Below are 15,892 nucleotides of genomic sequence, written 5' to 3' on the forward strand. Positions count from 1 at the left end.
CCGCCCAGCGCCACCGCGGCGCGCAGCGGGGTCGTCGCGGTCTCCGCCCAGGCCGGCACGGCGAGCACCCACAGCCAGCTGCCCGCCAGCACGTCGCCGCCAATGGTCACGGACAACACGGTCCACACCAGCGTCGCCGCGAGCGTCCACGCGACGCCGAACCGCACAGTAATATACAGCGCGGTCAGCGCGAGCGTACTCGTCGTGAGCAGTGCGATAGCGCTTCCAACCACACCAAAACCGCTGGTCAGTTCCCCGAACACCACCACGAGCGCGACCACTCCGCACGTCCACACCCGCAGCGCGGCGCCCACGTCCGGGTGCTCGACGCGCATGAGCTGCCACGCGGGCCGCAGCCTCGGCCACACCAGGGCAGGCAGCACCCCCGCGCCGACCGGCAGGATGAGGTAAGTCTCGAGCGCGCGTCGCACATCGACGGGGTAGCGCATCGCCACCAGCATCACCAGCGCGGTGAGCAGGAGCAGCACGCTTAGCGACGCCACCCGCCCCGCCCCGTACACACCCCGCAGCGCCGCAACGAATCCCACCCGCGCCGGGGGCGGCACCGCAGCCCCCGCCGCCCGCGGAGCGGCCACGACGTGTGCGGTCGTGCGACGCCGGCGCTCCCGGCGCGGCTCCGTCCACACCGCGCACGCCGCACCGAAGGCGGCAAGCAGGAGGCACAGCGCGAGTGGCGCCCAGGGCGACTGCCGGTCCAGGGCCGATCCGGGTTCCAACGGCAGCAGGTTGAATTGCAGCCCCATGAGCGGAAGCTCGAGACGCAGCGGCCAGGCGGCGGGGTTGGCCCACCACCAGACGCGGTCGCAGAAGTAGCCGAGCTCGACCTGGTACGCCATCGCCGCCACCAATGTGGGTAGCATCCCGCCCCGGCGCACCAACGCGGCGGCCACGCCCGCCACGCCGCACATGCCGACCCAGACGGCAGCGCCGGCAGCGAGCACCGCCCCCGCGCCGGAAAGCCCGACGGCGGAGGCCACCAGCCAGTTCACCCCGAAGTCCGCGAGGCAGAACACACCGAGTGCGGCCCACACCACGGCGAGGCGGGCAGCGCGCACGCGGCGGGGGTCCACCGGCCGCCAGTCGGTCCCGCCCGAACGTGACGAACGCTCGCGGGTCTCCGCCACGCCGGCGAACAGGGTCGCGACCGGCGCGGCGAGTGCGGTGACCAGGAGGCCTTGCCAGTTCATCAGGTCGCGTGCCGTCTCTACCCGGCCGACGAGCGAGAACGCCGCGAACACGCAGCCGAACAGCAGGCCCGCCCCGGCGAGCCACCACAGGGTCGAGCCGCGCGAGCGGATCCATTCAGCGTGCAGGTAATTCACTGCGCTCCCCCGTTCCCGCCGGTGGTGAGCCGGAAGAAGGACTCCTCCAGGTTCGGCCCCAGCTGCGCGAGCTGGCCGGCAAAGCGCACGCTACCGCCGGCGATGACGGTGGCGTCGTCAGCTATGTGCACGACCTCGCCGAGTTGGTGGGAGCTGACCAGCACGGTGCGCCCCGCGGCGGCGTATTCGCGCAGGTAGGCGCGCAGGTGGGCGATGCCCTCGGGGTCAAGTCCGTTCTGGGGTTCGTCGAGAATGAGCACCTCTGGCTCGCCGAGCAGGGCCTGCGCGAGCGCCAACCGGCCCTTCATGCCGGTGGAAAACGCGCCCGCTTTCTTCTTGCCCGCGTCCTGGAGCCCCACGAGTTGGAGGACACGATCCGCCTCCGAATCTGGCAGGCCGAGCAGCGTGGTGTGCACGCGCAGGTTGTTGCGGGCGCTTAGGTGGCTATAGAAGGCGGGGTCGTTGATAGAGGCGCCTACGTGGCGCAGATTCGCCCGCGCAAAGGGCTGACCCATGAGCGTGACCTCGCCGGCCTCTGGAACAAGGAGCCCGAGCAGGACCTTCATGAGTGTGGACTTGCCAGCCCCGTTGGGTCCGAGCAGCGCGTGGACGCGGCCGGGAGTGGTGTGCAGGGAGACGTCGGTAAGCACGCGGTGGGCGCCGTAGGACACGGTCACGCCCTCGCACGCTAGCTGTGGTGAAGTCATACCCCAATCCTCGCCATCTGCCTAGCGCACCACATCGCCCCGCGGGCGGAACTTCACTCCTCCCGTGGGAGGAGATCAGGAGATCCCGGCGCGCTGCGCGATGAGCACGAGCGCGATCCGGTCGCGCGCGCCCAGCTTGGACAGCAGGCTGGACACGTGCGTTTTCACGGTGGTTTCGGCGATGAAGAGCCGCTGCGCGATCTCGGCGTTGGTGGCCCCGCGGCCGACCTCGGCGAGCACGTCCAGCTCGCGCGCCGTGAGCCCCTCGAGCACCGACCGGTCCTGCGGGGTGCCGCCACGCACCCACTCCATGACGCGCCCCGTCACCCCGCTGGCCAGGACGGACTCGCCGCGCGCGACGGTGCGCACCGCGTCCGCGAGCACGTCCGGGTCCGCGTCTTTGAGCAGGAAGCCGTGGACGCCGGCGTCGATGGCGGACTGGATTAAGGCGTCGTCGTCAAACGTGGTGAGCATGATCACCCGCGCGCCGAGCGGGAGGATCTGCGCGGCGGCGGCGATGCCGTCGAGCACCGGCATGCGGATGTCCAGCACCGCCACGTCGATGCGGTGCGCCCGCGCCCGCTCCACCGCCTGCGCCCCGTCCTTCGCGGTGGCCACGACCTCCAAGTCCGGCTGCGCCGCGAGGATGGTGGACAGGGCGGAAAGGAGGAGCGGTTGGTCGTCGGCAAGCAAAATGCGAATCATCGGCCCAGCTCCGCGCGCACGATAAAGGTGTCCCCGCGCTGCTCGGTCGACAGCGTGCCGCCCGCGCTGGCGGCGCGCTCGCGACAGCCCTCCAGTCCGGTGCCCGCGCCGGGGCGGGGGCGGATCGGCCCGGTCGACGCGACGGTCACGGCGAGCCGGTCTGCCGCCTCCACCCGCACGCGCACGTCCGGGTCCTCCTGGTGGCGCGCGGCGTTGGCCACGGCCTCGGCGACGATGCGGTGGGCGGCCAGGCTGCTCACGGCGGGCACCTGCGGCAGCGCGCCGCCCTCGTAGCTGACGCGCACCCCCGCGTCCCGGAAGCGTTGCACCAGCTCAGGCAGCTCCTCCACACCGGCGGTTGGCTCCACCCCGCTGCCACCGTCGCGCAGGCCGCGCACAAGCCGGCGGATGTCCGTGAGCGCCTCGCCCGCCTCCGCGCTGATCTGTTTCAGCGCTGCGCGCTCGTCGCCGGCCGCGAGCCCCGCGTTCGCCTGCACCCGGATCAGCGTGAGCGTGTGCCCGAGGAGGTCGTGGATGTCGCCGGCGATGGCCAGCCGCTCCTGCTCGCGCGCCACGCGCAGCCGCTCGCGCCGCCCCGCTTCCTCCCGCGCCAGGTTCGCGCCCAGCAGGTACGCCACGGCGAGCACCGCCCAGTGCGCAGCGAGCGCGAGTACCGCGTCCACCCCTGAGCGGTAGAACAGAACGAAGCGCTCGTCCCACGCCCACATAAACGGCGAGGCCAGCGCCCACACCATCGCCGCGGCAAGCACGCCCGCGCCGAAGCGCCCGCCCACGAACCTGCGCGCCACGAACACCGCCACGGGCACCGCCAGCACCCAGAGGGTGTAGCCCAGGTTGATCGGCGCAAGGATCCACACCGCAGACCAGGCCACATTCAGGGCAATCATGCTTATCGACGCCCACTTCGCCCGCAAAGTCACCACCCCGAACGCCGCCACGAACCCCCAGGACAACAGGGCCTGCACCCACCCGAACGCGTCACTCGGGTCCGCGCACGCGCCGGCGGTGTACACCAGCGCCAGCACCGCAGCAAGGCCGGCGAGGACTAGGTCGACCGTACGCATCCTCACCGCCTACAGCCCCCGGACGAACTCGGCGAAGCCCGGCGCGGTGAACTCCAGGTAGCCGTGGCTGGAGGTGTCGATGAGCCCCTTGTCCAGCAGGGATCGCCGCGCCATGCTCAAGTCGTTGGAGTCGCGTCCCATGGCCTCGGCGATGGCGCTGCGCTTCACCGGGGCGTCGCCCTCGGGCTCGCCCGCTGCCGCCATCGCGCGCAGCATCCGTGCCTCCGCGGGCGTGGCTTTCTTCCACCGGGCGCGGAAGAAGGTCTGGCGCATCTGGTTGAAGCCCTCCCCGGCGGCCTCAACCTGCGGCACCTCCAGCACCGTGCCCGGTCCCGGGAAGCCAGCGGCACGCCACGTCTCGTCGCCGATCACCTGCATGAAGTAGGGGTAGCCGCCCGCGAACCCGAGCGCGGCCTCGAGCGCGTCGTCGGACCAGCGCACCCCCTTGGCGGCGGCGAGGCTGCGCAGCGCGTCCGCGGCCTGCGGGCGGGTGAGGTTGTGCAGGTGCTGGTAGGCGAAGCGCTCGGCGAAGCTCACCGCGTCCGTGACCACGTCCTGAGTGTGGCTGAGTCCTGCGGTGTAGGCGGCCATGGGCAGGTCGCGCTGCTCGGATTGCATGTGCTGCCAGGCGTAGGCGAGCGCCTTGATGCCGTCGGCGTCGGCGCTCTGGATCTCATCGATGAACAGGACGAGCCCTCGCGAGCGCTCCCGCGCCGCGCGCCCCGCTGCGGCGAGCAGCCGTTGGAGCCGGCGGCCCTGACTGCCCGCTTCTGTCCCCTTGCGTGGTGCCGCCCCGCTGACCGAGATGCCCGCGACCTCAACTTTTGCGGTGGAGATGAGGGAGCGGAGGGCGTCGACAAGCGAGCCCTGCCAGGTGCTGGAGACCTCCTCGAGCGCTTCGACGAGCGAGGCGAGCAGCGGACCGTCGCCCGCAGTGACCCAGAGGGTGTCGAATCCCTTGGCCGCGGCGTCGGTTTGCGCGGCGCGCAGCAGGCTCGTTTTGCCCACGCCGCGCGGGCCGGCGAAGACCTGGATGCGGCCGACAAAGCGCGGCTCGACGATGATGAAGGCGAGGTCGCGGCGGATGTCCTCGAGGATCTGCTCGCGGCCGAAGACTTCCGGCGCAATTTCGCCTGGGGTGTACGGGCTTGGCTGCATGCCCCCTTTATACCTGTTTATGAATCGCCGAATCATAAAGACTCATACGGCTTGCTAGGCTAGCTCCGTGAACAACCGCCTTGAGATCCTCCCCGTCGACCCCGCGAACCCGCTAGCCATCATGCCCGCGCTCGAGGAGGCGCTCACCGGCCAACGCGCCCTCCTGCCGGTGCCCACCAACGACCCGACCCGCGCCAACCTGCTCCGCAATACGCAGGGCGTCGGGCAGCTTATCGACACCAACGTCGCCCTCGTCGTCGCCACCTCCGGCTCCACGGGCCGCCCCAAGGGTGCGATGCTCACCGCCGCCAACCTCATCTCCAGCGCGGACGCGACCCACCAGGCGCTCGGCGGCCAGGGCCAGTGGCTGCTCGCCATGCCGGCCGCCTACATCGCGGGCATCCAGGTGCTGGTGCGCAGCATGGTCGCCGGCGTCGAGCCCGCCGCCCTGGACCTCTCCCACGGCTTCAGTATCAACGAGTTCGCCGAGCGCACCGAGGAACTCGCGGCCACCGGCGAGCGCTGCTACACCGCGCTCTCGCCCCACCAGCTGGCCAAGGCCACCTCCACGATGCAGGGCATCGATGCTTTACGACGCTTCACCGCCGTCCTCGTCGGCGGCGCCGCCACCAACCCCCGCCTCCTCGACTCAGCGAAGAAGCTGCGCATCAACGTCGTAACCACCTACGGTTCCTCCGAAACCTCCGGCGGCTGCGTCTACGACGGCGTACCCATCGCCGGCGCGCGCGTGCGCCTCGACGGCGGCCGCATCGTCCTCGGCGGCCCCATGGTGGCCGAAGGCTACCGCGGTGACGTGCAGCCCGACCCGTTCACCACCGACGCCGACGGCCAGCGCTGGTTCACCACCTCCGATGCCGGCCACATCACCGACGGCGTACTCACCGTCGAGGGCCGCCTGGACAACGTGATCTCCACCGGCGGCTTCAAGCTGCAGCCGGAAGTGCTCGAGCGCTTCCTACTCACCCAACCGGGCGTAACCGCCGCCTGCGTTGTCGGCGTTGCCGACGAGCGCTTCGGCCAGCGCATCTGCGCCGCCTACACCGGCTCCGCCGAGGTCGCCGAGCTGATGGACGCGCTCCAAGACCTGCCCCGCTGGCAGATCCCGAAGGAGTTGCGCCCCGTGCCCGCCCTCCCGCAGCTCGGCCCCGGCAAAGTCGACCGGGCTGCGGTGGCGGAAATGTTTGGCGGGAACTAGCCTTCAACGTTTACGCTCTCGCAACACGGTGTCCTTCACACTTTGGGTTGTACATACCCATCCCTCAAACAAGGAGGACACCATGCATCGTCTCACCGCTTGCGTCGCCGCAACCGCGATCGCGCTTTCCGCACTCGCCGCACCCGCCCACGCCGCAACCGTCGCCCAGAAGGACAAGGAAGGCACCTGTGCGGTCAGCCTCACTGCCGGCGAGAAGCAGTTCATCTCCACGCTTTTCGACGAGTCCAAGGCCATCGGTGAGCACGAGCAAGCCCGCGATTTCATCGCCGCAGTTGAGTCGGTCTACCCCGGCGTCATCGCGGAAAACGAGAAGACGCTCAAGGGCGAGGAGGCAGACCTGACCAAGGTGCTGCCCGCCCAGCTCGCCGGGCAGTACGCGAGCGCGCAGAAGACGCTGAAGGAGACCCACCCGACGACAGAGCGCACGCTCGAGGACATCAACACGGACTCCTGGCACGTCGGCTCCGACACGAAGCCCGTCGAGCTGCCATTCGCAGTCGCAAAGAGCGACGCCGCACTGTACGACGCCTGGTCCACCACGCCTGCCGGGAAGGTCGCTGTGAAGCAGGTGCAGCTTAGCGACGCCGACGTGGCCGCTGCCGCAGCCTGCGCCAAGGGCCCCCAGGCGAATGTGGATTACCCCACCGCGAAGCCAGATCTGAACGTTCCAGCCATCATCGGTGGGGTCGTCGCAGCGCTGTTGGCGCTGCTCGGGCTGCTTGCCCTGCCACAGCTCGGACTGAAGCTGCCGAAGCTGCCGATGGTGGGCAAGTAAGTAGCGCTTAGAGCTTGGCGATCGGGCCGAGCGCCTTATCTACCTGCTGCGGCAGCAGCAGGGCGATCAGGGACAGCAGGCCCGCCAGGCCCGCGATGGTCAGCACGGCGATCAGCCACGGAGACTCTGCAGAGGAGCCAGTGGTGGTACCCGGCTGCTCGTCGACCTGCTTCATCTTGTTCTCGAAGGTGAGGTCGTGGTTGATCGGGTCGATGCCGAGCGCGTTAAGGCTGGCGAAGAAGAGGTCAGTCTGGTCGATCTGGCCGGTCAGGTTGGCCGCACCCGGGCCGGAAGCTGCGACGCGCAGCTGGGCACCGGTGTGCTGCTGGCCGCCGAGGGCGTCCTCGTCCTCGTTGGTCTTAGAGGTGGCGAAGTTGACCGCCATGGTGGAGCCTTCGACCGTGGTCAGCTGGGTCACGCGGCCAGCGGTGTTGCTGTCCTCGTAGGTGATCTGCGCGGTGTGCGCGTGGTCCGCAGTAGCGACGATGAGGGTTTCCTCACCGGTCTTGTCCGCCCACTGCTGCACGGCCTGGACGGCCTCGTCGAGCTGGCCGACCTCGCCGATCAGGCCGCAGGCGTCTGCGTCGTGGTCGGCCTTATCCGGGGAGGCGGACTCCACCTGGAGAAGGAAGCCCTTGTCGTTTTGCAGCAGCTCAAGCGCCTTGGTGGTCATGTCCGCCAGACGCGGGGTCTCCGCGGTGAACTCCGGGTTAGCTACACACGTCGCCGGATCCATGTCGCCGCCGTCGATGGTGGGGATGGACTGGTTCAGCGTACGCGGCATGTTGCCCTCGGAGAACAGGCCCAGCACCGGCTTTTCTGCGTCCGCCTTGTCAACGGCGTTGAGCTCGGAAAGATTGGTCGCGACCTGGTAGCCGTTGTCCTTCGCGTTCTCCAGCACCGTCTTGCCTGCGGTCCAGGTATTGCCGTTCTCGCCCCACTGACCGCCCTGAACGACCTCGGTGTTGAAGTACTTCATGCCGCCGCCGAGGGTGACGTCGGCGCGCAGGTCGACGATCTGCTCCGAGATGGAGCCGAGGCCGCCGTTCTCGCGTAGCTGCTCGCCCTGCGCCGCCTTCTTATCGCCGGAAGGCGCGTAGTAGGAGCGGTCAAGCGCGTGTGCGGCAAAGGCCGCCGGGGTGGCGTCCTGGATCTCCGCAGTGGAGACGTTACCGATCTTCATGCCCTTCGCCTTGGCCAGCTCGCCGAGGGTGGCAACCGGCTTGCCCTTGCTATCGACGCCAATCGCGCCGTTGTAGGCCTTCACGCCAGAGTTCCAGGCGGTGCCGGTCGCGGCGGAATCCGGGACGTAGTTCGGCAGGCCGGTCTCCTTGTCCAGGGAGAAGGTGGTCAGGTAGCCGGTGTAGTCCAGGTTGTCCAGGCCGTCGAAGCGGCCCGCGGAGCCCTTCAGGTAGTTGCGGGCAGCGGTGATTTCGGAGTCGCCCGTGCCGTCGCCAATCAGCAGCACGACGTTCTTCGCCTTCGCGTTATCAATGCCCTGGCCGGCGGTGCCGAACTGGGCGCAGTCGCCGACCTTCGGAGCGGCACCTTCAGAGACGAGGTAGCACAGTTGGTCGCCCGGCTTCGCCTTGGAGCGGGTAGCCAGCGACATGACCTTGTTGCCCTTGTTGATCTCCCACGGATCCTGACCGCCCTCGGTGCCGCCGTTGAGGCCGAGCGCGTTCGCCATGACGTAGAAAGCGTCAGTCTGGTCGAGCTGACCGTTGACGTTCTCGGAGCCCGGGCCGAAGCCAGCGATGCGCACCTGGGTGCCGGTGTGCATCATCGACTTGGTTTCCAGCTCGCCACTTTCATTGATGGACCACGGCTGGGTGCCGAAGCCGACGGACATCACCGCGCCGCCGTCCTTCTGCGACTTCAGACGGGTCACTGCGGATACCGACGGACGGCCGTCCGGCACGATCTCTGCGGTGTGTGCGTGGTCAGCCGTGACCACGATGAGGGTGTCCTTGTCCTTCTTAGCAAAGTCGAGGGCTTCCTTGATGACCTCGTCGATCTGCTCGGTCTCACCGATCATGCCGCAGGCGTCAGCGGCGTGGTCCGCCTTGTCGATAGAGGCGGACTCCACCTGGAGGAAGAAGCCCTTGTCGGACGAGGGGTCGTCGAGAAGCTCGATTGCCTTCTTCGTCATCTCCGCCGCGGTCGGCTCGTTGCCGGTGTCCTGCGGGGTGCAGGTCTCCGGCTCCTTGTCGGTGGCGTTGCCCGGGACGGTCTGCTCGTAGCGGCGGGTCATGTTGCCGTCGTTGAACAGGCCGAGGACCGGCGCGTCCTGGTTAGCCACGGTGACCGCGTCGAGGCCAGCCTCGTCATCGACGATGGTGTAGCCCTTAGCCTCTGCGTTCTCGCGCACAGTCTTGCCGGCTTCCCACTCCGCGCCGCCGTCGTGCTTCTCGGTGAGGAATGGGTTACGGTTCTCGCCGCCCGCCTGCACCTCGGTGTCGAAGTACTTGCGGCCGCCACCAAGGGTGAGGTCCGCGCGGGTGTCGATGATCTGCTCGGAGATCGAGCCCAGGCCGCCGTTCTCACGCGCCTCCTTGCCCTGCACGACCTTCTTGTCGCCCGACGGCGCGTAGTAGCCGCGCTGAGAAATGTGCGAGTGCAGCGCGCCCGGGGTGGCGTCCTGGATCTCGGCGGTGGAGACGTTGCCGGTGCGCATGCCGGCGTTCTTCGCCATCTCGATCAGGTTCTCGTGCGGTGTGCCCGCCACGTCGACAGAGAGCGCACCGTTGTAGGTCTTCGTGCCGGTGGACCAGCCGGTGGCAGAAGCCGCCGAGTCGGTCACGTACTGGCGCTTGCCCTCCTGGGAGACGGCGAAGGTGGTGTAAGCACCTGAGGCCGTCAGCTCGTCCAGGCCCTCGAAGCGACCGTTCGCGCCCTTGAGGTAGTTACGCGCTGCGGTGATCTCCTGGTGGCCCATTCCATCGCCCAGGATGAAGATCACGTTGCGGGCCTGGGCGTCGGTGTTGCCCTGCCCGCCCTTGCCAAACTGGGTGCAATCCCCCGGCTGTGGGACGTTCACCAAGTTGCCTTCGGCGTCAAGGGTCACACAGGACTCTTTGCCGTTAAAGTTCTGCTCCGCCGGTGCGGCAGAGGCTGTGGGGAGACTCGCCAGGGCCAGCGCGGAAGCGCTGACCACGGCGGTCAGTGTTCTAAACGGAATACGCATGTGGGGTTCCTTCACATGAAAAGCCAAAAAAAGTGGATGGTTGTTCAACCGCCACACATCATAAATCCAGCAAATTTCCAATTCGGAAAACCCAAATGAACTTTAGGTGACTACAAAAATGCAGTTAAGGGCGCTGCCCGAGCACTTTAAGGAAGCTTAAAACACACGTTTAGATTGATGCTTCCTGCGGCGCATGTCAAACACCCCTGCTCACACCCGGGTTTCAGCTTCAACCAGATCTGCAGGTAGTTACGGTTGCGCACCGCTTCCGATACGCCGGGGATTACCGTGCTGGTTCGTTGAGGGACAGCGCGGCGTCGATAAGCATGCCCAGCTCTTCTTGCGCATAGGTGGCGCGCAGCTGGGCATCATTGCCCCCGCGGAGATTGCCGCGCACGAGCGCCACGCTTTGCGACGCCGGCACCATCGAGAACTCGCGCGGGTGCGGGAAGACCTGGCGCACGAAGTGGCCCGTGCGAAGTGCGCAACGGTTCAGCCAGATGTCGTCGGCGTGTGGGGCGCAGTCCTGGAACGCCTTGCCCTGCGCGGCAACTGCATCGACCATCGCCGGCGGGTACGCAACACCGGAGACGCCGGTGGCGAAGTGGCGCGGGTCCGGATCCGTATCCTGCACAGACTTCCACTGCTTGTACGGCGCCAACTTGCCGTCCTGGAGCACGATCTCGTGAGCGCGGTACGCCACCACGTTGTTCGGATCGGCGTCCGAGGCGTTGAGGAGCTTTTTGGCGAACCACTTGGGGTACATCATGTCGTCATCAACGGTGATGACGCGGGTGCCAGTACCGGCAAACCGTTGAAACGTGCCGTAATACTTGGTGTGCGGACCATAGTGGCCGTCCGAACAGCACACCTGCAGGCCGCGCTCCACAAGGGTGTGCAGACCTTTCGGCCACTCACCCTCGTAGTCCTCCTTATCCAGCCACAGATACACCGGCAGGCGTGTCGTGCCGACGAGCAGCGAGGAAATCGCCACCACCGCCGACTTTAGCCGGGGCCCATGGGAGGTCAGCGAAATAACGGTGTCGCCCTCCTGTGGGAACCTAGCCGGAGATTTCCGCGCCACCACCCGCAGCTGAGGCGCGCGCAAAAGTGCACCAGCCCCACCGAGTGCTTGCCGAAGCGCGTAGTCAATCCACATGAGCCAAAACTTTAGCCGACTTGACCAAATCGGGGCATGATGGGAGACATGACTGACACGAGCGGTAATGGAACTGACAACCAGCAGACAGCGAACACTACAGAACGGGCCGACACTGGCAGTTCGGCAACGTTCCACGACTGGTGGCAGGCGGCGCGACCGCACACGTGGCCGAACGCGTTCGCCCCAGTGATCGCCGGCACCGGCCTGGCTGCACACATTGGTGGCATGCACCTCGGCAAGGCGCTGCTCGCACTCGGCGTTGCGTGGGCACTGATTATCGGCGTGAATTTCGCCAACGACTACTCCGACGGTGTGCGCGGCACTGACGACGAACGGACAGGCCCTAGCCGCATCACCGCGTCCGGGCTGGCGCGGCCGCAGGATGTAAAGCTCGCAGCATTCGCGTCCTTCTTCGTCGCTGCCGTTCTTGGCGTGATCCTGGCGGTCACGAGTGCGTGGTGGCTCATCCTGGTCGGTGCGGCTTGCATCGCGGCAGCGTGGTTTTACACCGGCGGGACGAAGCCGTACGGCTACTACGGATTCGGCGAGCTGGCCGTGTTCATCTTCTTCGGGCTGGTCGCTGTGCTAGGTACGCAGTTCACACAGTCAGGATGGCTGACTGCCGAGGGGTGGTTGGTGGCCATCGGTGTGGGCGCGATTTCCGCGTCCGTGAACCTGGCAAACAACATCCGCGATATTGACACCGACGCCGCGGCCGGCAAACACACCCTTGCTGTGCGCATCGGCGAGGTGAGGGCCCGTCGCCTGTTTACTGTGCTGACGTTGACGCCATTTGTCGTCTCCCTGCTGCTTGGAAACTCGCTCACGCTCGTCGGTTTCGCTGCTTTGCCGTTTGCCGTTTCCTCCATTCTGAAAGTGCAGCGCGACCAGGCAAAGGGCAAAGACCTTATCCCCGTGCTGGCTATCAATGGTCGCGCCATGCTGATCTGGTCCGTGCTCACCGCCGTTGCGTTTACCGCCCTCGGGTTCCCAATTTGGGGTGGAGGTGAGGCGGTACCGTACACGGCAGTGCGGTAGTCGCGTGCTGAGTGAGCTGCACAGTGTTTGCCAGTTCCTTGTCTCGACCTGCCCCGAAACTCCTTGCTGCACAGGGACGCCGGGGCGGTTTTTCGTGTCTGCGCTATTGCGTGCCGCGCCCTGGTGGTGCTGAATCGGGTGCGGATCCGGCGTTCACGAACGAACGGTTCGCCCACAGATAGTTGTAAATGGGGCACTCAGTACACGGGTCATCATCAACGCGGGAAGCGCAGTCTGTGCAGCGCTCCGAGCATTCGCATGCGCACGAATCAGCGCTGTCGGTGTGATAAGTGAGTGGGTCCGGCTCGCGCACGGAGTGAGCGCGATTGTAGGCGGTATAGTGGGAACCGTCGGCAAAACGGTAGTGGATATGCCCGTTGCGTTCCCAGATCTTCGCAGAGCCATGGCTGACAAGGGAGTGGCAGGACGAGCACAGTGGCAAAAGGTTATCCACGTTCGTTTCCCCTCCTCGAGCCCAGTCTCTGAGATGGTGCATCTACAGAAAACGTGAATGCGTACGGCCAGGCATCGCACATTGGTGGCCCCAGGCGGGGAGCAGTGCAGCAACCTGCCCGTCCGTGGCAAGCCGCTGCTGCCGGCCCACATTCAACATCAGCCCCTTGGCGTCCGTCTCGTGCAGGCGCATCATCGCGTTTGCCACGCACTGCTCCACTTCCTCCGACTTCGCCTGCAAGTTGTTCGACATCCAGGCGCGACCGTCGTCGGTAACCATGATGCTCACCTGCGCACCCGAAGACCGTGCTACCGCCCTCCATCGCCTCAGCCGTGTCCTTGATCGCGTCCCGCATCGAGGCGCGTCTCGGCTTCGGCTCCGCGGTCTGGGTGGCGGGGCATGCCTCGTCGACGCCTGCGGCCTCCTCGAGCAGCGCATCGACCTTGTCGGGGTCGCGCAACTCCTCCTCGTCCACGCCGTCGAAGCCGTACTGCGACAACTGCGCGAGCTTCAGGGCCGCCATCAGCTCCTGGCCCGTCACCGCGGGGAGCAGCGCCTCGAAGCACATCATCCCGCCGTCCCTGGTGGTGATCTTCACGTACGGCTCGTTGTCCTCGGTGATGTAGCGGAGGAGAAAGCGAACCGTCGTATAGCTCACCGCCCCGCACTCGAATGCACCGTAGAGGGACCGATACTTACGAATTACCTTGGAAACAAATACATACTCGAATGCGGTCGCCTCGCTCACCCGCAACTCCCGTGCCAACCAGCTCGCCGTATGCTTCGCGCCAAGCCACTCGGCGCAGCCCCCCCTCATCAAACTCGCCGACCGCGTCGAGTATGCGCGCCCGAATCCTCGTGGACTGCCTATGGTGGTCGCGGATATTTCCGGCGAGGTCCGTCGCGCGCTTGCCCTGGCTCAAGTTCGGGTTCATCCCACCCCAGACGAAGCCGGGGCGGAGCTAGTGAGCAGTAAAGTAGTTCATTGCCATCAGCTATACCCACACTATTGTTCGACCGTAAGGAATGTGTCTATTTTGTTTGCACTGAGGCAAAACAGTACTCCTGTGACAGCGAGCGAAGCGATTTCTACTTTGCGGCCGCAGAGTAGACGGCAGCTACTCCCCGCACGCGGCGTCGAAATCCGCGGGGCTCCACGTGTCTGTCGAGCCGTCGTAGGGGTTCACGGACACAATCGTGCCGGCGGGCTGTTCCAGGATCTGCTGCTTGGCGGCGCTGGCGGGAGTGAAGGACCTCTCCTTGCTGAAGGGCCCCTGCCCGCCCCTGTCGTCCGGCGCCGGGTTAAGCAAGAGGGTGCGATCCTCGGGATAGGAGGCGTCGAGCGGTGCTTCCGCGGCCCACGTGCCAGAGCTCGGTCCATCAAGCGGCACCTGCACGTGGCCGGTCTGTGGTTCGGCGGCGGTGAACTTGGCCAGCACCCGGTTTTCCTCGTCTTCGGCGAGACCGATGCGGTCGGAGGCGACCTCGAGCTCGCTCATCTCCTCGCCGCAGGTGTTCACGTGCGCGATGATGTGGCCCTCCTCGTCGTGGGAAAACCCGGCGGCGCCGATGACGTCCACGTTGACGTAGTTGCCGCAGGCAGTCAGCGCCGCTGCGGAAGCGCACACCATTGCGATGACGGATGCGGTCCTGCTCACGTTGGGCCTTTCGTCGATAGGCTGCAATTGCCCGAACCAACGTAGGCGGCAACTATTACGTAGCGCTGGCCGCCCGCCTGGGAAAGTCCGTCAATTCCGCGCGCGGCCACCCAGGGTGCCGATGCCCGCGCCAACCAGCAGGAGCGCGACGAACGGGAGCGCGGATGCGTTCATGAGGACGAGCGCCTGCAGGGCTCCCGCCAGAGCGGGGACGGCGAACCACCACCAGGTCGCGCCGCGGCGGGCGGTGTCGCGCCACGCCAGCACCGCGACGAGCAGCGGGTTGAGCACCACGAGCGGAACAGCCCAGCCCATCGGCCCGAAGATCGACGAGACGAGGAGCAAGCCTGTCGACGCCACCACGTAGCCAACCAACATCCGCCACCGCAGTCCCATCACGATTCCTCCCAGGTGTCATACTTGGTGCCACTACCTGGATCAAGATTACAGAAGGAGGGAACCGCTGATGCTCGACGTCCTGACTGGTTTCGCCATCATCTTCACCGTCATCGCGGTGGGGTTCCTGCTGGCGCACAGAGGCGTGATCGGGCAGGGCGAGGCGCGCCTGCAGCTCAACCGCATCGCGTTCTGGGCGTGCACCCCGGCGCTCATCTTCTCCAGCGTGTCCACCTCGGACACGTCCGCGTTCCTGTCGCCGGTGGTGGGGGTGATCGCAGCGGCGTCGGTAGCCACCATGCTCCTGTACTGGCTGCTCAGCGCCCTGCTGTTCCGCCGCAGCTTCGCCGAGACGATGGCGGGCGCGGCCGCGTCAAGCTACTACAACTCGGTCAATATCGGGCTGCCCATCGCCACCTACGTGATCGGCGACGCCACCTACGTCGTGCCCGCGCTCGTGCTGCAAATGGCGGTGCTCTCCCCCGTCATCATCGCCGGCCTCAACGCGGGCGGGGCGAGCCTGCGCTCGATCGGCGGCTCCATCGTCGCGGGCATAACGGCGCCGGTCGTGCTCGCCGCCTTCGCTGGTTTCGCCGTCTCCGCTTCCGGCTGGGAAGTCCCCGAGCCCGTGCTCGCGCCGCTGGAGATCCTCGGCGGCGCTTCCATCCCGCTCATCCTTATGAGCTTCGGCGCCTCGCTGAAAGGGGATTCCGTGCTCACGCATGATCGCTTACCGACGCTCACCGCCACCCTCCTCAAGCTCGTCGGCATGCCCGCCATCGCCCTCGGCGTCGGGTACGCCCTGGGCCTCGACGGCACCGAGCTCTACGCGGCGCTCATCCTCGCGGCGCTGCCCACCGCGCAAAACGTGTACAACTACGCCGCCACCTACCAGGTCGGCCAGACGGTCTCGCGCGACACCGTCTTCCTCACCACGTTCCTCTCGCTGCCCGCTATGCTCGCCATCGCCGCCCTGTTCGGGTAGGC

16 protein-coding genes are annotated in these 15,892 nt (G+C 66.9%); 5 read left to right on the plus strand and 11 right to left on the minus strand.

Annotated features, from left to right (window positions below; translation table 11 throughout):
• The 5 genes from FPH17_RS04610 to FPH17_RS04630 all read right to left on the minus strand — a co-directional run.
• On the minus strand, nucleotides 1-1,343 hold a 1,343-nt coding region (locus tag FPH17_RS04610), incomplete at its 3' end, for an ABC-2 family transporter permease (RefSeq protein ID WP_154878865.1).
• Entirely contained in the window at nucleotides 1,340-2,050 is a 711-nt protein-coding gene (locus tag FPH17_RS04615; RefSeq protein ID WP_154878866.1) for an ATP-binding cassette domain-containing protein, read from the minus strand. The genes FPH17_RS04610 and FPH17_RS04615, both read right to left, overlap by 4 nt.
• A 75-nt stretch (nucleotides 2,051-2,125) precedes the next feature.
• Complete coding sequence (locus FPH17_RS04620; protein WP_095275108.1) at nucleotides 2,126-2,755, minus strand: response regulator; 630 nt, start codon at nucleotides 2,753-2,755, stop codon at nucleotides 2,126-2,128.
• Nucleotides 2,752-3,840 carry a sensor histidine kinase gene (locus tag FPH17_RS04625; RefSeq protein WP_154878867.1) on the minus strand — a complete coding sequence of 363 codons (1,089 nt, stop codon included), beginning with the start codon at nucleotides 3,838-3,840 and terminating at the stop codon, nucleotides 2,752-2,754. Before FPH17_RS04625 ends, FPH17_RS04620 begins: the two co-directional genes overlap by 4 nt.
• A gap of 9 nt (nucleotides 3,841-3,849) precedes the next feature.
• Nucleotides 3,850-4,998: an ATP-binding protein gene (locus FPH17_RS04630; protein WP_167496778.1), complete on the minus strand. Its 1,149-nt coding sequence runs from the start codon at nucleotides 4,996-4,998 to the stop codon at nucleotides 3,850-3,852.
• Nucleotides 4,999-5,065: 67 nt separating this feature from the next.
• On the opposite strand from FPH17_RS04630, the gene menE reads away from it, so the two are divergent.
• Both menE and FPH17_RS04640 read left to right on the plus strand, forming a co-directional pair.
• A complete protein-coding gene (gene menE / locus FPH17_RS04635) occupies nucleotides 5,066-6,214 on the plus strand; it encodes an o-succinylbenzoate--CoA ligase (protein WP_154878869.1) in 1,149 nt (382 codons plus the stop codon).
• Between the two features lie 82 nt (nucleotides 6,215-6,296).
• Nucleotides 6,297-7,010, plus strand: a complete 714-nt coding sequence (locus FPH17_RS04640) for a hypothetical protein (RefSeq protein ID WP_095553335.1) — start codon at nucleotides 6,297-6,299, stop codon at nucleotides 7,008-7,010.
• A gap of 7 nt (nucleotides 7,011-7,017) precedes the next feature.
• Here the strand turns inward: FPH17_RS04640 and FPH17_RS04645 are convergent, their stop codons facing one another.
• Nucleotides 7,018-10,197: an alkaline phosphatase gene (locus FPH17_RS04645; RefSeq protein ID WP_095547034.1), complete on the minus strand. Its 3,180-nt coding sequence runs from the start codon at nucleotides 10,195-10,197 to the stop codon at nucleotides 7,018-7,020.
• Between the two features lie 283 nt (nucleotides 10,198-10,480).
• The gene (locus FPH17_RS04650) at nucleotides 10,481-11,191 is read right to left on the minus strand and encodes a glycosyltransferase (RefSeq protein ID WP_244288065.1); all 711 of its coding nucleotides are present in this window, start codon (nucleotides 11,189-11,191) and stop codon (nucleotides 10,481-10,483) included.
• A 213-nt stretch (nucleotides 11,192-11,404) separates the two neighbouring features.
• Between FPH17_RS04650 and FPH17_RS04655 the strand changes: the two genes are divergently transcribed.
• Nucleotides 11,405-12,397 carry a 1,4-dihydroxy-2-naphthoate polyprenyltransferase gene (locus FPH17_RS04655; RefSeq protein WP_154878871.1) on the plus strand — a complete coding sequence of 331 codons (993 nt, stop codon included), beginning with the start codon at nucleotides 11,405-11,407 and terminating at the stop codon, nucleotides 12,395-12,397.
• A gap of 103 nt (nucleotides 12,398-12,500) precedes the next feature.
• Here the strand turns inward: FPH17_RS04655 and FPH17_RS12205 are convergent, their stop codons facing one another.
• Together FPH17_RS12205 and FPH17_RS04665 are read right to left on the minus strand one after the other, a co-directional pair.
• Nucleotides 12,501-12,893, minus strand: a complete 393-nt coding sequence (locus tag FPH17_RS12205; RefSeq protein WP_154878872.1) for an HNH endonuclease signature motif containing protein — start codon at nucleotides 12,891-12,893, stop codon at nucleotides 12,501-12,503.
• The gene (locus tag FPH17_RS04665; protein ID WP_154878873.1) at nucleotides 12,894-13,130 is read right to left on the minus strand and encodes a hypothetical protein; all 237 of its coding nucleotides are present in this window, start codon (nucleotides 13,128-13,130) and stop codon (nucleotides 12,894-12,896) included.
• 53 nt (nucleotides 13,131-13,183) lie between these two features.
• Between FPH17_RS04665 and FPH17_RS04670 the strand changes: the two genes are divergently transcribed.
• Nucleotides 13,184-13,477, plus strand: a complete 294-nt coding sequence (locus tag FPH17_RS04670) for a hypothetical protein (protein ID WP_154878874.1) — start codon at nucleotides 13,184-13,186, stop codon at nucleotides 13,475-13,477.
• 492 nt (nucleotides 13,478-13,969) lie between these two features.
• On the opposite strand, the gene FPH17_RS04675 is transcribed toward FPH17_RS04670, so the two are convergent.
• Both FPH17_RS04675 and FPH17_RS04680 read right to left on the minus strand, forming a co-directional pair.
• Complete coding sequence (locus FPH17_RS04675) at nucleotides 13,970-14,509, minus strand: hypothetical protein (protein ID WP_154878875.1); 540 nt, start codon at nucleotides 14,507-14,509, stop codon at nucleotides 13,970-13,972.
• Between the two features lie 90 nt (nucleotides 14,510-14,599).
• Nucleotides 14,600-14,908: a hypothetical protein gene (locus tag FPH17_RS04680; protein WP_154878876.1), complete on the minus strand. Its 309-nt coding sequence runs from the start codon at nucleotides 14,906-14,908 to the stop codon at nucleotides 14,600-14,602.
• A gap of 67 nt (nucleotides 14,909-14,975) precedes the next feature.
• Between FPH17_RS04680 and FPH17_RS04685 the strand changes: the two genes are divergently transcribed.
• A complete protein-coding gene (locus tag FPH17_RS04685; RefSeq protein ID WP_154878877.1) occupies nucleotides 14,976-15,890 on the plus strand; it encodes an AEC family transporter in 915 nt (304 codons plus the stop codon).
• Nucleotides 15,891-15,892: the final 2 nt, after the last annotated feature.

The organism is Corynebacterium gottingense (genome assembly GCF_007559235.1).
Taxonomy (GTDB): Bacteria; Actinomycetota; Actinomycetes; order Mycobacteriales; family Mycobacteriaceae; genus Corynebacterium; species Corynebacterium gottingense.

What these genes read in the sequence shown, in the direction of transcription:
- FPH17_RS04615 (WP_154878866.1), bottom strand. Translation starts at nt 2,050, where the DNA reads ATGACTTCACCACAGCTAGCGTGCGAGGGCGTGACCGTGTCCTACGGC.
- FPH17_RS04620 (WP_095275108.1), bottom strand. Translation starts at nt 2,755, where the DNA reads ATGATTCGCATTTTGCTTGCCGACGACCAACCGCTCCTCCTTTCCGCC.
- FPH17_RS04625 (WP_154878867.1), bottom strand. Translation starts at nt 3,840, where the DNA reads ATGCGTACGGTCGACCTAGTCCTCGCCGGCCTTGCTGCGGTGCTGGCG.
- FPH17_RS04630 (WP_167496778.1), bottom strand. Translation starts at nt 4,998, where the DNA reads ATGCAGCCAAGCCCGTACACCCCAGGCGAAATTGCGCCGGAAGTCTTC.
- FPH17_RS04640 (WP_095553335.1), top strand. Translation starts at nt 6,297, where the DNA reads ATGCATCGTCTCACCGCTTGCGTCGCCGCAACCGCGATCGCGCTTTCC.
- FPH17_RS04645 (WP_095547034.1), bottom strand. Translation starts at nt 10,197, where the DNA reads ATGCGTATTCCGTTTAGAACACTGACCGCCGTGGTCAGCGCTTCCGCG.
- FPH17_RS04655 (WP_154878871.1), top strand. Translation starts at nt 11,405, where the DNA reads ATGACTGACACGAGCGGTAATGGAACTGACAACCAGCAGACAGCGAAC.
- FPH17_RS12205 (WP_154878872.1), bottom strand. Translation starts at nt 12,893, where the DNA reads ATGCACCATCTCAGAGACTGGGCTCGAGGAGGGGAAACGAACGTGGAT.
- FPH17_RS04665 (WP_154878873.1), bottom strand. Translation starts at nt 13,130, where the DNA reads ATGGTTACCGACGACGGTCGCGCCTGGATGTCGAACAACTTGCAGGCG.
- FPH17_RS04685 (WP_154878877.1), top strand. Translation starts at nt 14,976, where the DNA reads ATGCTCGACGTCCTGACTGGTTTCGCCATCATCTTCACCGTCATCGCG.